The organism is Yersinia rohdei ATCC 43380 (assembly GCF_000173775.1).
Taxonomy (GTDB): domain Bacteria; phylum Pseudomonadota; class Gammaproteobacteria; order Enterobacterales; family Enterobacteriaceae; genus Yersinia; species Yersinia rohdei.
Genome location: NZ_ACCD01000010.1, coordinates 33,436 through 48,023, shown reverse-complemented (window position 1 = coordinate 48,023; position 14,588 = coordinate 33,436). Strand labels below are relative to the sequence as shown.

Genomic DNA, 14,588 nt, shown 5'->3' with positions numbered 1-14,588 from the left:
GCTTGTGATCCATTGGATTAAATTAAAAAATCGGACACTTGAGGTTTATCTATGAGCAAAAACAGAGGGGTAATGCCTCTGGCTGCAATTCTGGTACTTTCAGGCAGCTTAGTACTTATAGGATGTAATGATAAAGATGCGGCGCAAGCCCATGCTCAACAGGCACCTGAAGTCGGCATTGTGACATTGAAAGCTGCACCATTGAATATCACGACCGAGTTGCCAGGCCGTACGTCCGCATTCCGTGTTGCAGAAGTTCGCCCGCAAGTTAGCGGTATTATTCTTAAACGTAACTATGTTGAAGGTAGTGATGTCAAAGCCGGAACATCACTTTATCAAATTGATCCAGCAACCTATAAGGCTGCTTATGACAGCGCAAAAGGTGATTTAGCTAAAGCACAAGCTGCCGCTGAAATTGCCCACCTGACTGTAAATCGCTACAAACCTTTACTGGGTACCAACTACATCAGTAAGCAAGAATATGACCAGGCTGTTTCTAATTCAATGCAGGCTAATGCAGCAGTAGTCGCAGCAAAAGCGGCAGTAGAAAGTGCGCGTATTAATCTGGCCTATACTCAGGTCACTTCGCCAATCACTGGGCGTACAGGCAAATCTTCAGTCACTGAAGGTGCGCTGGTAACCAGCGGCCAGGCAACCGCGCTGACCACTGTTCAGCAGCTTGACCCGATGTATGTTGATGTCACTCAATCAAGCGATGAATTCCTTCGCCTGAAAAAAGAGCTGGCTGATGGCACGCTCAAACAAGAAAATGGTAAAGCCAAAGTTCGTTTGTTGCTGGAAAATGGTGCTGAATACTCCGAAACCGGTACTTTGGAGTTCTCTGGTGTGACCGTGGATGAAACCACCGGTTCTATTACTATTCGGGCAATTTTCCCTAACCCGAATGAAGCATTATTGCCGGGGATGTTTGTCCGTGCCCGCTTGGATGAAGGTGTCAGACCTGACGCTCTGTTAGTGCCTCAACAAGGTGTTACCCGCAACCCACGTGGTGAAGCCACTGCAATGGTAGTCGGTGCCGACGATAAAGTTGAATTGCGCACACTGGTTGCAAATCAAGCAATTGGCAATAAGTGGTTGGTTACTGAAGGGTTGAAAGCAGGCGATCGTCTTATTGTTTCCGGCTTACAGAAAATCAAACCTGGCGTGCAGGTAAAAGTGCAGGAAGTTACTGACCAGGCGCAAAAAGCAGCCCCAGCTGATACAGCGAAGAAGTCTTAAAAGGAGCCGGTAATTCATGGCTAAGTTCTTTATAGATCGCCCTATTTTTGCTTGGGTTATCGCTATCATACTAATGTTGGCGGGCGCTCTTGCGATAATGAAATTACCTATCGCGCAATATCCAACCATTGCGCCGCCGGCAATTTCAATCTCCGCCAACTATCCTGGCGCCGATGCGACGACTGTGCAGAATACAGTTACGCAGGTTATCGAACAGAACATGAACGGTATCGATAACCTGTTGTATATGTCTTCCAGCAGTGACTCATCCGGTAACGTTCAGTTGACGTTGACCTTTAACTCTGGCACTGACCCGGATATCGCCCAGGTTCAAGTACAGAACAAACTGCAATTAGCCATGCCATTGCTGCCGCAAGAAGTGCAACAGCAAGGTGTGAGTGTTGAAAAGTCCAGTAGTAGCTTTCTGATGGTTGCCGGCTTTATTTCTGAAGACGGCACCATGTTACAAGAAGATATTGCTGACTACGTCGGTTCGAACGTTAAAGATCCGATAAGCCGTACCGCAGGGGTTGGTGATGTTCAGCTGTTTGGTTCCCAATATGCGATGCGTATTTGGATGGATCCGCACAAGCTGAATAATTTTGGCTTAACGCCAGTCGATGTCATCAATGCTATTAAAGTACAAAACAACCAGGTCGCAGCCGGTCAGCTCGGTGGGACTCCACCGGTTCCTGGCCAGGAACTGAACTCATCAATTATTGCGCAAACCCGTTTAACTAACGCGGAAGAATTCAGCCAGATCATGCTGAAAGTCAATACTGATGGTTCGCAAGTTCGTCTGAAAGACGTGGCTATCGTTCAACTGGGTGCTGAAAACTACAACATCATTGCCCGCTATAACGGTAAACCCGCGGCAGGTATTGGTATTAAGCTAGCGACTGGGGCTAACGCCCTGAACACCTCTGCGGCAGTAAAAGCTGAACTGGCAAAATTACAGCCGTTCTTCCCTGCCGGGTTGAAGGTGGTTTACCCGTATGACACCACTCCATTCGTTAAAATTTCGATTAATGAAGTGGTAAAAACACTGATAGAAGCCATTATTCTGGTGTTCATTGTTATGTATCTGTTCTTGCAAAACTTCCGCGCGACGTTGATCCCAACGATTGCGGTTCCGGTCGTATTGCTGGGGACTTTTGCCATTCTGTCTGCCTTGGGCTATTCGATAAACACCCTAACGATGTTCGGGATGGTGTTGGCGATAGGGCTATTGGTGGATGATGCCATTGTCGTCGTCGAGAACGTCGAACGTGTAATGCAAGAGGAAGGGCTGCCACCAAAAGAAGCCACCAAGAAATCCATGGAACAAATCCAGGGTGCATTGGTGGGGATTGCGATGGTGCTGTCAGCGGTATTTATCCCTATGGCCTTCTTCGGCGGCTCAACTGGGGCAATTTACCGTCAGTTCTCTGTCACTATCGTTTCGGCCATGGTGCTCTCGGTTTTGGTCGCATTGATTCTGACCCCTGCCCTTTGCGCAACCATGCTAAAACCTATTGCCAAAGGTGAACATGGCCCGAAAACCGGCTTCTTCGGCTGGTTTAACCGCATGTTCGAGAAAAGTACCGACCACTATACTGACAGTGTTGGCAATATTCTGCGCAGCACCGGTCGTTATCTGGTTATCTATCTGGCCATTGTGATTGGTATGGGCGTGCTGTTCCTGCGCTTACCAACATCATTCTTGCCAGAAGAAGATCAGGGCGTGTTCCTGACCATGGTGCAATTGCCTGCCGGGGCGACCCAAGAACGTACTCAGAAAGTGCTTAATCAGGTTACTGACTATTATCTCGACAAAGAAAAAGACGTGGTTAACTCAGTATTTACAGTTAACGGCTTCGGTTTCAGTGGTCAGGGTCAGAACACCGGTTTGGCATTTGTCAGTTTGAAAAACTGGGATGAGCGTCCGGGCGATCAAAACAAAGTTCCAGCCATTGTTGGTCGGGCCTCTGCGGCCTTCTCAAAAATTAAAGACGGTTTAGTCTACGCCTTTAACTTGCCAGCAATTGTGGAATTGGGTACTGCCAGTGGCTTTGACTTCCAGTTAATTGACCAAGGTAACTTGGGTCATCAAAAATTAACTGAAGCAAGAAACCAACTGCTCGGCATGGCTGCGCAACATCCAGATCTGTTGGTGGGCTTGCGTCCAAACGGGCTGGAAGATACACCTCAGTTCAAAGTAGAAGTTGACCAAGAAAAAGCCCAAGCACTTGGCGTGGCAATTTCTGATATCAATACCACTCTGGGCTCCGCTATGGGCGGCAGTTATGTAAACGACTTTATCGACCGCGGTCGTGTGAAGAAAGTTTATGTGCAGGCTGACGCACCATTCCGTATGTTGCCGGATGATATTGATAAATGGTATGTCCGTAACAGTTCAGGTCAGATGGTGTCATTTGCTACTTTCTCTACAGCAAAATGGGAATACGGCTCACCGCGATTAGAACGTTATAACGGCTTACCATCCATGGAAATTCTGGGTCAGGCGGCACCGGGTAAAAGTACCGGTGAAGCAATGGATATGATGCAGGAGCTGGTTTCTAAATTACCAAGTGGCATCGGTTATGACTGGACGGGTATGTCCTATCAGGAGCGTTTGTCTGGTAACCAAGCCCCGGCGCTGTATGCCATTTCACTGATTGTGGTCTTCTTGTGTCTGGCAGCCTTGTATGAAAGCTGGTCGATACCCTTCTCAGTTATGTTGGTGGTACCACTGGGTGTGGTCGGCGCGTTACTCGCCGCTTCTTTACGCGGCTTGAATAACGACGTTTACTTCCAGGTTGGTCTGTTAACCACCATCGGGCTATCGGCTAAGAACGCCATCTTGATTGTTGAGTTCGCCAAGGACTTAATGGATAAAGAAGGTAAAGGTTTAGTGGAATCAACATTGGAAGCAGTACGTATGCGTCTGCGTCCTATCTTAATGACTTCATTGGCCTTTATCCTTGGCGTTCTACCACTGGTGGTCAGTAGTGGGGCAGGTTCTGGTGCACAGAATGCGGTTGGTACTGGTGTAATGGGCGGGATGGTGACCGCAACAGTATTGGCTATCTTCTTTGTTCCGGTATTCTTCGTGGTGGTTCGCCGCCGCTTCTCTAGCAAAAGCGAAGATTTAGAACACCCTCATGCTGTTGACCCTAAGGTGAAGTAAACCTTTTAGACAATGGATGACACCCTATTTAACCGTTGATTGGGGGGAATGTAGCGAATGGATTGACGTCGTGTAAGCGACCAAAGCAACCATCGCTACAGTTTCTCCTACTGACTTGGAACTAAAAATAGCGGTTTGTCATCAACGTAAAGGCCCCTGATGGGGCCTTTTTTATTCCCTGCGCTACCCAATAACCTCCACCACAATAACCTCCACCACAATAATGCCCTATACAACAAAGCCCCCTTGCCCCTTAGCTGCCACTCGTGGCCAATAAATAATATGTCGCCTCCAAATTTTGAACAATTACAGCCCCCACATTGAGAAAATGCAGCGGTGAGTTTGTAGTTTTTTTTATTCGGGCTTGAAACTCAAAAATGAATAGAGCATAATTATTGTTATAGTATAACATAACAGTTGAGGGTTATTATGAAACAGGGCATCCATCCTAACTATCGGAAAGTTGTTTTTCACGATACCAGCGCCGACAGCTATTTCACCGTCGGCTCAACCATTGCCACGGCTCGTACTATTGAACGTGACGGCCAGACTTATCCTTATGTCACCTTGGATATCTCCTCGGCCTCACATCCGTATTACACCGGTAAACAAAAAGAGTTTTCCAAAGAAGGTAGCACAGCACGTTTCCATCAACGTTTCGGCAGTTTCCTGACCAAAAAAGTCAGCTAATTCTGGGAGTTAATTATGCAAGTCTTGAGTTCTTTACGTTCGGCAAAAAATCGCCATCCCGATTGTAAAATTGTCCGTCGACGTGGTCGGGTATATGTTATTTGCAAAAGTAATCCAAGGTTTAAAGCAGTACAAGGGGGAACCCATAAGAAGCGTTGATATTGAATCTGTTACCTATTGATAAGCCCCGTTGCTGCCCAGCGGGGCTTTTTTTTGTCATAAAAGGCATTGAAATTCAGCCTCTAATACCAATCAGAGGCTGCATAATGATCTTCTTATTACTCTTTCATACTGCTCACCAAAGTATCCACATTGTGCTTAAACGCCTTAGCATAAGTTGAGGCGGGGCCATCTGCAGTAGACAAGGATTCTGGATAGAGCACGCCACCGGCTTTAGCACCACTGGCGGTAGCAATCTGTTTCACCAGACGTGAGTCTGTCTGATTTTCAATAAAATAGGTTTTTATTTTCTCTCGTTTAATTTGATTAATTAGTGCCGCTACCCCACTAGCACTGGCTTCAGACTCGGTCGAGAACCCCACAGGGGAAAGAAATCTAACCCCATATTCCTGGCTAAAATAGCCGAAAGCATCATGGCTGGTCAGAACTTTTCGCTGCTCGGCGGGAATAGCGGCAAAATGTGCTTTGGCGTAGGCCGACAGTTTCTCCAGCTGTTGAATATATGCACTCCCGCGCTGGCGGAAATAATCGGCATCTTCCGGGTCTGCGACGATCAATGCATTCATCACGTTATGGGCATATTTAATCCCATTCGTCATGCTGTTCCATGCATGGGGGTCAGTTATAACTTTGCCATCTTCATCCATCTTGCGAATATCTACCCCGGTTGATGCAATAACTACCTGTCCTTTATAACCCGAGGCACTAATTAGCCGCTCCAACCAACCTTCCAGCCCTAACCCACTGATAAACACTACATCAGCTTTCGATAATTGCCGGCTATTTTTCGGTGTTGGCTCAAAACTGTGAGGATCCCCATCAGGCCCAACCAAGGTCACTACATTGACGTGATCTCCCCCAACTTGTTGCACTATGTCACCTAAAACAGAAAAACTGGCCACAACTTCAACAGTTTTCGCCATTGCCAAGGGGCTTGACAGTAGGGCAGCCACCGCCAAACTAATAGGTAAAAACTTCATTTATTTCATACTCCTTTAATGACAGGCACTTCTCAACGGCGCGCGGTGACCAAAACACCCCCACGCGTTCCACATAAAATAGAGAAAAAGAAAATAAGGCTGGCGCTGAGCACTATTGCTGGGCCGGCAGGTAACGAGGCGTAATATGACCACAGCAAACCGATAAGGCTGGCAATCATCCCAATCGCTATTGCAACACCCAGAGTTTGAGGCAAATTTTTGGCCCAAAAACGTGCACTGGCGGCTGGTAACATCATTAATCCGACCGACATCAAAGTGCCCAGGATTTGAAAGCCAGCAACCAGATTAAGCACAACTAAGGATAAAAACAGTGCATGGATGACCATCAACCAGCGCCCCATACTGACCTGCAGAAACACAGAATCGAATGACTCAATCAGCAGCGCGCGATAAATGGCGGCCAGAATCAGCATAGATAGTGTGGTTATAATGCCCACCAAGACCATCGCGCTGCTATCAACGGCCAAAATAGAACCAAATAACACATGGAGCAGATCCATACTGGAACCCCGCAGCGAAACCAGCGTAACCCCCAACGCCAATGAGCCAAGGTAGAAGCCGGCAAAGCTGGCATCTTCTTTTAACAGGGTTCGCCGACTAACCCAGCCAGACATCATGGCGACAGCAAGTCCGGCAATAAATCCTCCAATACCCATTGCAACCAATGACATACCTGAAATCAGATAACCAATAGCCGCACCCGGTAAAACCGCATGAGATAAAGCATCGCCCACTAAACTCATGCGCCGCAATAATAAGAAGACACCTAATGGGGCGGAGCTGAGTGACAGAGCCAAGCAGGCCACCAAAGCCCGGCGCATAAAACCAAAATCCAAAAAAGGATCCGCAAGTAAATGCAGCAATGTCATCATGAGATAGCGCCCTGAGGTTCTGCCGAAATCAAAGAGGAAAGTGCAGAAGGTGAACTGCGGGTGTGATGCCATTGAGCTAACACCTGCTCAGAGGATTGCCAGCAATATTCCTGAGGGGTTAGCCATAATGCTTGTGGGAAGTCATTTGCTACCATCGCCATATCGTGCAGAACAGCAATAATAGTTCGCCCCTCATCATGCAGCTGATGAATAACCTTAAGTAACTGCTCTACCGTTTGGTTATCTATGCCGGTAAAAGGCTCATCCAACAAAATAAGTGGAGCTTGTTGCACTAAAAGGCGGGCAAATAATACCCGCTGTAACTGGCCGCCGGAAAGTACCCCCACGGGCATGCGAGCCATATTTTGCATGCCAACCGACTCTAATGCCTGCTGAATACGTTGCCGTGATTGATAGTTAATCCCACCAAATAGTCCACTTTGTGGCCAGCACCCCATGGCCGCCACATCTTGTACTGTGATTGGAAAATGATTATCTAATTCAGTTTGCTGAGGAAGGTAGGCCATTTGCGGTGCGCGGCCGCCTGCAAAAATAACTTGCCCGGCGACTGTCGGTTGCAAACCCGCCAAGGTTTTCAGCAATGTCGATTTTCCGCAGCCATTGGCTCCGATAACCGCCGTCAGAGATCCCGCCACAAAACACCCATTAATGGGCGGGGTCAGGGCATGCTGTGCATAGCCAATCTCAATATTTCTCAAATTTATCATGGCAATACATTGGCCCAATAAATAGCGCCCCATAGAAATATGCAAAGTATGGCAACACCTGCAATACGTTGTAATGACGAAAGTGAGAACAACGTCCAGTCACAACAAGGGTTTAGCGGGGAAGATAATTTATTCATCTTAGATAAATGACAGGTGGCTATATAGTTATATTATAACATCACATATCATCATTAAGTTCAAGACTCTGTTGTTGGCTGTTCCATTTCACAAGTCACGAGCCATTGCGCCCCCCGATACACATGAAAATTATGCGCAACAGCATCTAGCTCTGTGGGTAAAAATGCCGTTACATCATTAGTTACAGTAAATTAAACTCTCCTTACTGGGCTTCACTGGTGAGGGCCAGCTTGATTTTGGTATTCTAGTAAGACAATTACTCGTTAATGCTCGCAAAACAGTAAATTACGTAATAAAAAAATAATTAATTCGATAGCCTCCACTTGATAAAACTCACAGAGCATTCTAAATTAATAGTGTTATGAAAAATTAATCGCGGGTAATAATCTTAAATAGCGGGATGCCCTATTTAAGATTAATGTCTTTATTGTAGAATAGTGTTATTGAATGATAGCGTTATTGAAAGATAGTGGCCCCAATAACCCCACTATGCGTTAACTAACCCTTTGGGTTGATAAATTTGATTAAAATTGAATGTTTTGCTTCAGATCAGGTCAATAGCTGTTGAGGACAAAATATCATCGCATTTTGCACCACCATAAGCGGACGATTAATGAACAATGAAATAGCTGGGGACTTCAGCTCGGTGGGATACTCGGTTTTATTACTGAAGAATGTTATCAGTAATAATATCCAAGAAATTGAAGGAAGTTTAGTTTCCGGGTTAATGTATTATTCTGAAAATGCCAAATTTACAGCGGATTCATTAGTAATCCTTGATATCACCCACTTAGAAGATAATTGTTATTCAATGACTTACTCTTATAGGTGGCATATTTTCAACCCATGCCTGGATATCAATACTGAAGAATCACTAACAGATACTGTAACATTTATTGTACATCCAGAAAAAATCATCTTTGATATAATTAACAAAGATAGGCCCTCAACCGCTGATGAATTGTAAGATTAAGTAATAAAGTTGCGCGGTGAGCAGAGAAATGATTTATATTCATAGCAAGACAAGTTTATATTCTTTACCGATAAGACTCTGCCTTTATATGATTACCGATCTACTCACATTGTGTTATCAACACCGAATTAAGCGTTTACGGAGGGGATGATATGGATGAGTACTCACCTAAGCGGCATGATATTGCCCAATTGAAGTTTCTATGTGAGAGTTTGTATGATGAAGGTATCGCCACCCTCGGTGATAGTCACCATGGCTGGGTAAATGACCCGACATCTGCCGTAAACCTGCAACTCAATGATTTGATCGAGCATATAGCTTCATTTGTGATGAGTTTTAAAATAAAATACCCCGATGGCGGTGAACTGTCAGAGTTAGTTGAAGAATATTTAGACGATACATATACTTTGTTTAGTAGTTATGGGATCAACGATCCTGAATTGCACCGCTGGCAAAAAACTAAAGAGCGTTTATTCAGACTATTCTCAGGGGAATACATCTGTACCCTGATGAAAACTTAAGGGATAGTTCCCCTAATATTATTAGTATATTGAGAAGAAAAATTACCATGACAAAGACTGACTATCTAATGCGTTTAAGAAAATGTACGACTATCGATACATTAGAGCGCGTAATTGAAAAAAATAAGTATGAGCTTTCAGATGATGAGTTGGAATTATTTTACTCAGCCGCTGACCATCGTTTAGCTGAACTCACTATGAATAAGCTTTATGATAAAATTCCCCCTACCGTCTGGCAACATGTAAAATAGTCTGCTTAACGCTGGTTAAGACACACCACGTTGAGCCGATAATCACTATTGGCTTCAATGCGGTAGGTGGTTTGTACGTGTTTTAATTTGGGATAACTGTTGTGATGGCGCTACGGTATTAAAGGTTAACTTTAATCCCGCCTTATTGCACAGCTGTGCTCAAGGAAAGTCATAGGACTATCACCGCATTTCAGTAAAACATTGTGGCTTCTATTAATTTATTAAAACTCGAACTTATAGCTAATAGCTTTGAAATATTATTAATTCTTTGCTAAATCTAAAATATAAATAGAATACATACTTCTATAAAAATAAGAAAAATCCTATTAAATTGTTCGAAATTCATTCACTTCAGTAACCCCATATCTGACGAACAAGATATCAAAATACAACGATGGCGATAATAAACGACAACTTGAAAGATGCAGGGTGTGGCAAAGTAACAGCAAATGCTATTGGAGGAGGATATTGCAATAAGTCATCAGAGAAATCAGGCGAGAGATTGATACGATAGAAATGGTGGAGGCCCTGCCAGCTACATCCCGGCACACACCTCGCCTGCTACGGCTGCTTCCTTCCGGATCTGACCGAGTTCACAAGTTAGTGTTGCGGGAGAACCAACAGGGCCTCCATTGACGTTAACGGCTCCTTATACTCTGGAGCGGTGTGCATTATCGGCCATGCCTCATTAAATAGCAAGACAACCCGCGCCAACCGATGGTTTCTTGTCCAACCATCCTTTAATGAATATCAAAATTATTTTCTTTTAGTAAAAAAGTGGCTGCGAATGCTATTTATTTCACTTATTTTATTTATATCTCGCTATTTACCTTGATAGCGCCAATCTATCCACCCGGCAGATTACAGATAAAAAGGGAATGCCGTGACATCATTAAAAATAGAGTCACAAAATCAGGATAGTACCCAAGAACTGAATGCTATCGCAGAGCAAAGCAACGCACAAATAGCAGACAGTTTTCGCCAACGTGTATTCCATGTGGTGGCGGCAATCCCTTATGGGCAAGTCACCACCTATGGTGATATTGCCCGGCTGATAGGTTCCCCTAGAGCTGCACGACAAGTTGGCGGTGTACTAAAGCGCCTTCCCCAAGGCTCTCTATTACCTTGGTATCGCGTTATTAATCGTCATGGCGAAATATCATTAGTTGGTGAGGATTATCTTAGGCAGAAAAACGCGTTGTTGGCTGAAGGTATTGAAATAACCCCTGCTGGGCGGATTGATTTACAACAGTATCGTTGGCAATACGAATAATAAAAGCGCTGCAGAATGATGATATTCCTATAGCGCTTTTCAAGGTTACTGTATCGTCCCCGTGCCAGGGGTTGCCGCTGTTGGTGCTGTCTCAATGGCCACTGAGGTCACCGGAACCAACAACAGGTTAGCCTGAGTACCAGCCCCATTATTAATGACCTCTTGAATGGTGTCAGTGATAAACATCAATTGGCCATTATGGGTGATAGCCGCACTGACAATAATATGGGCATTTGGCTGAATCTCTGCCGGATTAAATGGCAAGACAAAAGTAAATGGTGCCTGTTTACCCTCAGTTCGAACGGCTTTTTGCGCAATGATCCGGGTAGGTGCATCTGCCAATGAGGCATCCGACAACGTAACCGTTACAACGGCATCAGGTGGCAAAGCAATGCGCTCGCGGATGTTCACTGTCCCCTGCACTGTCGGCTGCGTAATAGGTGCAGCCGCTGCTGTTGCTGGCGCGGGCACCGGAACATCAGCTCCTTTATGAGCACACCCTGCTAAACTCACGACGAATACTGCCCCACCCACTATCTGCCATAATTTAATTGGTTGCCAAGGTTTCATAGGTCTCCCTCCTTCTTATTATTAAGATGCTGGCTATGTCCAACTTAAGCCCGCGTTTAATAAGTGGCTTCAACCACCTAGCCTGCTAATTATAGCGCAATATGCTGATTAATGTCCGTTTCCACCCCATTGCGCTATTTATCAGACTAATCCTTATTAGATAATCATTAGTTGAGCAGCAATATATTGACGTCCCCCCAATGGATTCAGCACACTGTGTATGAACTCAATCATCAGGGGCCGCAACATGAGTCAGGCACTAAAAAAACTGCTCGATCTACTCTTTCTGGAAAAAATTGAAGAAGGGATCTTCCGGGGACAAAGCGAAGATTTGGGCTTACGCCAAGTGTTTGGTGGCCAGGTTGTGGGTCAGGCAATTTATGCGGCCAAACAGACTGTCCCCAGTGACCGCTCTGTCCATTCGTTTCACAGCTATTTTTTACGCCCTGGGGACAGCAGCAAACCTATTATTTATGACGTCGAAACTTTGCGTGATGGCAAAAGTTTCAGTGCGCGTAGAATTAGTGCCATTCAAAATGGTAAACCTATTTTCTACATGACGGCATCGTTCCAAGTCCAAGAAGAGGGCGTTGAGCACCAAAATACCATGCCAGATGTTCCCCCGCCGGAGGGATTGATGTCAGAAACTGACATTGCCCGTAAATTTGCCCATTTGATTCCCGAGAAAGTGCGCGAAAAATTTATTGGTCATCAACCCATTGAAATGCGGCCAGTAAAATTCCACAACCCACTGCAGGGGTCAATCGATGAGCCAAATCGCCATGTGTGGTTCCGTGCCAATGGCCAAATGCCGGACGACCTGCGGGTTCATCAGTATTTATTAGGTTATGCCTCAGATTTCAATTTCCTGCCAACCGCCTTACAACCGCACGGAATTGGTTTCCTTGAGCCGCAAGTACAAATTGCCACTATCGACCATTCTATGTGGTTCCATCGGCCTTTCCGTTTAGATGACTGGTTGTTGTATGCGGTTGAAAGTACATCGGCCTCTGGCGCGCGGGGCTTTGTTCGCGGGCAGATCTATAACCGAGAAGGTGAACTCGTTGCCTCGACTGTGCAGGAAGGTGTGATTCGTTTGCGTCCGGTGCTGTAATCAATTGTCTTTATTTAAAACAAACAGGGGTGATGTCGCCATCGCCCCTGTTTCTCGCATCATCATTATTCTTGTTTTTGTGCTGCTGGGGTAATTACACTCTCTGGCATTATTCCCCAGCAACTGCCCTACTTATCTTAATGTCTTGTTAGCTTATTATTAACTAGGCCGCCTTCAGCCAGTTCTTACTGGTTATAGGCATTTTCGCCGTGACTGTTAACATCCAAGCCTTCGCGTTCTTGTTCTTCCGGTACCCGCAGCCCCACCACCAAGTCAGCAATTTTATAGGCAACGAAAGCAACCACACCAGACCAGACTAAACACACACCGACGCTAAACAACTGCACACCCACCTGATGCCCCATAGTCACGCCAGTGGCGTAACCGGTGCCGCCCAGTGAAGCAGAAGTGAAAACCCCGGTCAGAATACAACCAATAATCCCACACACACCGTGAACACCGAACACATCACAGGTGTCATCCACCCGCAGCCATTTTTTCAGCAGCACCACACCCCACAGCCCGGCCACACCACCAATCAGGCCGATAATCAGTGCACCACCGACCCCCACAGTACCTGCTGCTGGAGTAATCGCAACCAAACCTGCGATACAACCAGAACATGCGCCTAACAGCGAAGGTTTACCGCGTAAAATCCACTCGGCGAAGACCCAGGAAAGAATGGCACCCGCGGTTGCCACAACCGTATTCACGAAGGCAAGTGCGGCGATTTCGTTAGCGGCACTGGCGGAACCGGCATTGAAGCCAAACCAGCCGATATACAGAATTGCTGTACCTGTAAACACCATAGGTAAGTTGTGTGGTTTGAAGGCTTCTTTGCCAAAACCAGCACGTTTGCCGAGCAAGTAAGCCCCCACCAAACCAGCGATAGCGGCATTAATGTGCACCACAGTACCACCAGCGAAGTCCAGTGCGCCGTCCATTGCCAGGAAACCGCCGCCCCATACCATGTGCGCCATTGGCAGATATGAGAAGGTAAACCACAGCACGGCAAAAATTAATACTGCGGAGAAACGAATTCGTTCGGCAAATGAACCAACCACCAGCGCGACAGTGATACAGGCGAATGAGGCCTGGAACACAACATGGATATATTGATAGAAGGTGCCGCTCAAGCTTGTCAGCCCAATGCCTTTAAGCATCGCCATATCGAAGTTACCGAAGAACGCATTGCCGGTACTGAATGCCAGACTGTAGCCATACAGTATCCACAAGACGCAAATCAGGGCAAAGCTCACCATGACCTGAGTCATCATCGATAATACGTTTTTAGAACGTAACAAGCCGCCGTAGAACAGGGCAATACCGGGAATAGTCATAAACAGCACCAAGGCGGTGCAAATCATCATAAAAGCGTTATCAGCTTTGTCAGCTACAGCCGGTGCGGCGGCCATTGCCCAAGAAGGCAGCATTGCGACCGAACCCAAGCCCAACACGGATAAAAGTTTTTTCATCATCGACCCATCCCTATTCACTCAATTTGAGCCTGCAAATTACAGTGCTGCTTCGTCTGTTTCGCCGGTACGAATGCGAATAACACGTTGCAATTCAGCAACGAAAATTTTGCCATCACCAATTTTTCCGGTATAGGCCGCCTTGCTGATCACATCAATAACTTCATCCAATTGATCATCGGCAATGGCAATATCAATTTTTACTTTAGGTAAGAAATTGACGCTATATTCAGCTCCCCGATAGAGTTCTGCATGCCCTTTTTGGCGACCAAATCCTTTCACTTCGGTTACGGTCAGCCCCTGAATACCCACAGAGGACAAGGCTTCACGCACATCTTCCAGCTTAAATGGTTTGATAACCACGGTAACCAGCTTCATATTTGCCCCTTCTCGA

The 14,588-nt window shown here is 45.9% G+C and carries 15 protein-coding genes and 1 other RNA gene; 9 read left to right on the top strand and 7 right to left on the bottom strand.

The window, feature by feature from the left end; genetic code table 11:
- The first annotated feature begins 51 nt into the window (after nucleotides 1-51).
- The 4 genes from acrA (at nucleotide 52) to ykgO (ending at nucleotide 5,257) form a co-directional block, all read left to right on the top strand.
- Nucleotides 52-1,239 carry an efflux RND transporter adaptor subunit AcrA gene (gene acrA / locus YROHD0001_RS09330; protein WP_032816859.1) on the top strand — a complete coding sequence of 396 codons (1,188 nt, stop codon included), beginning with the start codon at nucleotides 52-54 and terminating at the stop codon, nucleotides 1,237-1,239.
- A gap of 16 nt (nucleotides 1,240-1,255) precedes the next feature.
- Nucleotides 1,256-4,408 carry an efflux RND transporter permease AcrB gene (gene acrB / locus YROHD0001_RS09335; protein WP_004714605.1) on the top strand — a complete coding sequence of 1,051 codons (3,153 nt, stop codon included), beginning with the start codon at nucleotides 1,256-1,258 and terminating at the stop codon, nucleotides 4,406-4,408.
- Between the two features lie 429 nt (nucleotides 4,409-4,837).
- The gene (locus YROHD0001_RS09340; protein ID WP_004714603.1) at nucleotides 4,838-5,098 is read left to right on the top strand and encodes a type B 50S ribosomal protein L31; all 261 of its coding nucleotides are present in this window, start codon (nucleotides 4,838-4,840) and stop codon (nucleotides 5,096-5,098) included.
- A gap of 15 nt (nucleotides 5,099-5,113) precedes the next feature.
- Nucleotides 5,114-5,257: a type B 50S ribosomal protein L36 gene (gene ykgO, locus YROHD0001_RS0117860; RefSeq protein WP_002208618.1), complete on the top strand. Its 144-nt coding sequence runs from the start codon at nucleotides 5,114-5,116 to the stop codon at nucleotides 5,255-5,257.
- Nucleotides 5,258-5,376: 119 nt separating this feature from the next.
- On the opposite strand, the gene YROHD0001_RS09345 is transcribed toward ykgO, so the two are convergent.
- The 3 genes from YROHD0001_RS09345 to YROHD0001_RS0117855 are packed head-to-tail and all read right to left on the bottom strand — an operon-like array spanning nucleotide 5,377 to nucleotide 7,879.
- Nucleotides 5,377-6,258, bottom strand: a complete 882-nt coding sequence (locus YROHD0001_RS09345) for a metal ABC transporter substrate-binding protein (protein ID WP_004714602.1) — start codon at nucleotides 6,256-6,258, stop codon at nucleotides 5,377-5,379.
- A gap of 32 nt (nucleotides 6,259-6,290) precedes the next feature.
- Nucleotides 6,291-7,148 carry a metal ABC transporter permease gene (locus YROHD0001_RS09350; RefSeq protein WP_004714601.1) on the bottom strand — a complete coding sequence of 286 codons (858 nt, stop codon included), beginning with the start codon at nucleotides 7,146-7,148 and terminating at the stop codon, nucleotides 6,291-6,293.
- The gene (locus tag YROHD0001_RS0117855) at nucleotides 7,148-7,879 is read right to left on the bottom strand and encodes a metal ABC transporter ATP-binding protein (RefSeq protein WP_072086988.1); all 732 of its coding nucleotides are present in this window, start codon (nucleotides 7,877-7,879) and stop codon (nucleotides 7,148-7,150) included. Before YROHD0001_RS0117855 ends, YROHD0001_RS09350 begins: the two co-directional genes overlap by 1 nt.
- A gap of 751 nt (nucleotides 7,880-8,630) precedes the next feature.
- Here YROHD0001_RS0117855 and YROHD0001_RS09355 point away from each other — a divergent pair.
- The 3 genes from YROHD0001_RS09355 (at nucleotide 8,631) to ymoA (ending at nucleotide 9,762) form a co-directional block, all read left to right on the top strand.
- Entirely contained in the window at nucleotides 8,631-8,984 is a 354-nt protein-coding gene (locus YROHD0001_RS09355; protein WP_004714600.1) for a hypothetical protein, read from the top strand.
- 158 nt (nucleotides 8,985-9,142) lie between these two features.
- Nucleotides 9,143-9,511, top strand: coding sequence for an Hha toxicity modulator TomB (tomB, locus tag YROHD0001_RS09360; RefSeq protein ID WP_032816856.1), 369 nt, complete (start codon nucleotides 9,143-9,145; stop codon nucleotides 9,509-9,511).
- 47 nt (nucleotides 9,512-9,558) lie between these two features.
- Nucleotides 9,559-9,762: an expression modulating protein YmoA gene (gene ymoA, locus YROHD0001_RS09365; protein WP_002208622.1), complete on the top strand. Its 204-nt coding sequence runs from the start codon at nucleotides 9,559-9,561 to the stop codon at nucleotides 9,760-9,762.
- Between the two features lie 526 nt (nucleotides 9,763-10,288).
- Here ymoA and ffs read toward each other — a convergent pair.
- Nucleotides 10,289-10,385: signal recognition particle sRNA small type (gene ffs / locus YROHD0001_RS19680), an RNA gene on the bottom strand.
- Between the two features lie 260 nt (nucleotides 10,386-10,645).
- Between ffs and YROHD0001_RS09370 the strand changes: the two genes are divergently transcribed.
- The gene (locus YROHD0001_RS09370; protein WP_004714597.1) at nucleotides 10,646-11,035 is read left to right on the top strand and encodes an MGMT family protein; all 390 of its coding nucleotides are present in this window, start codon (nucleotides 10,646-10,648) and stop codon (nucleotides 11,033-11,035) included.
- A gap of 45 nt (nucleotides 11,036-11,080) precedes the next feature.
- Here YROHD0001_RS09370 and YROHD0001_RS09375 read toward each other — a convergent pair whose 3' ends face one another.
- The gene (locus YROHD0001_RS09375) at nucleotides 11,081-11,605 is read right to left on the bottom strand and encodes a YbaY family lipoprotein (RefSeq protein ID WP_004714596.1); all 525 of its coding nucleotides are present in this window, start codon (nucleotides 11,603-11,605) and stop codon (nucleotides 11,081-11,083) included.
- A gap of 247 nt (nucleotides 11,606-11,852) precedes the next feature.
- Here YROHD0001_RS09375 and tesB point away from each other — a divergent pair, with 247 nt between their 5' ends.
- Complete coding sequence (tesB, locus tag YROHD0001_RS09380) at nucleotides 11,853-12,719, top strand: acyl-CoA thioesterase II (protein ID WP_004714595.1); 867 nt, start codon at nucleotides 11,853-11,855, stop codon at nucleotides 12,717-12,719.
- A gap of 185 nt (nucleotides 12,720-12,904) precedes the next feature.
- On the opposite strand, the gene amtB is transcribed toward tesB, so the two are convergent.
- Nucleotides 12,905-14,194 carry an ammonium transporter AmtB gene (gene amtB / locus YROHD0001_RS09385; protein WP_032816887.1) on the bottom strand — a complete coding sequence of 430 codons (1,290 nt, stop codon included), beginning with the start codon at nucleotides 14,192-14,194 and terminating at the stop codon, nucleotides 12,905-12,907.
- Between the two features lie 39 nt (nucleotides 14,195-14,233).
- A complete protein-coding gene (gene glnK, locus YROHD0001_RS09390) occupies nucleotides 14,234-14,572 on the bottom strand; it encodes a P-II family nitrogen regulator (protein WP_002208627.1) in 339 nt (112 codons plus the stop codon).
- Nucleotides 14,573-14,588 lie beyond the last annotated feature (16 nt).

Excerpts from the sequence above, each read along its gene's own strand:
- acrA (WP_032816859.1), top strand. The coding sequence starts at position 52 with ATGAGCAAAAACAGAGGGGTAATGCCTCTGGCTGCAATTCTGGTACTT.
- acrB (WP_004714605.1), top strand. The coding sequence starts at position 1,256 with ATGGCTAAGTTCTTTATAGATCGCCCTATTTTTGCTTGGGTTATCGCT.
- YROHD0001_RS09340 (WP_004714603.1), top strand. The coding sequence starts at position 4,838 with ATGAAACAGGGCATCCATCCTAACTATCGGAAAGTTGTTTTTCACGAT.
- ykgO (WP_002208618.1), top strand. The coding sequence starts at position 5,114 with ATGCAAGTCTTGAGTTCTTTACGTTCGGCAAAAAATCGCCATCCCGAT.
- YROHD0001_RS09345 (WP_004714602.1), bottom strand. The coding sequence starts at position 6,258 with ATGAAGTTTTTACCTATTAGTTTGGCGGTGGCTGCCCTACTGTCAAGC.
- YROHD0001_RS09350 (WP_004714601.1), bottom strand. The coding sequence starts at position 7,148 with ATGACATTGCTGCATTTACTTGCGGATCCTTTTTTGGATTTTGGTTTT.
- YROHD0001_RS0117855 (WP_072086988.1), bottom strand. The coding sequence starts at position 7,879 with ATGATAAATTTGAGAAATATTGAGATTGGCTATGCACAGCATGCCCTG.
- YROHD0001_RS09355 (WP_004714600.1), top strand. The coding sequence starts at position 8,631 with ATGAACAATGAAATAGCTGGGGACTTCAGCTCGGTGGGATACTCGGTT.
- tomB (WP_032816856.1), top strand. The coding sequence starts at position 9,143 with ATGGATGAGTACTCACCTAAGCGGCATGATATTGCCCAATTGAAGTTT.
- ymoA (WP_002208622.1), top strand. The coding sequence starts at position 9,559 with ATGACAAAGACTGACTATCTAATGCGTTTAAGAAAATGTACGACTATC.
- YROHD0001_RS09375 (WP_004714596.1), bottom strand. The coding sequence starts at position 11,605 with ATGAAACCTTGGCAACCAATTAAATTATGGCAGATAGTGGGTGGGGCA.
- tesB (WP_004714595.1), top strand. The coding sequence starts at position 11,853 with ATGAGTCAGGCACTAAAAAAACTGCTCGATCTACTCTTTCTGGAAAAA.
- amtB (WP_032816887.1), bottom strand. The coding sequence starts at position 14,194 with ATGAAAAAACTTTTATCCGTGTTGGGCTTGGGTTCGGTCGCAATGCTG.
- glnK (WP_002208627.1), bottom strand. The coding sequence starts at position 14,572 with ATGAAGCTGGTTACCGTGGTTATCAAACCATTTAAGCTGGAAGATGTG.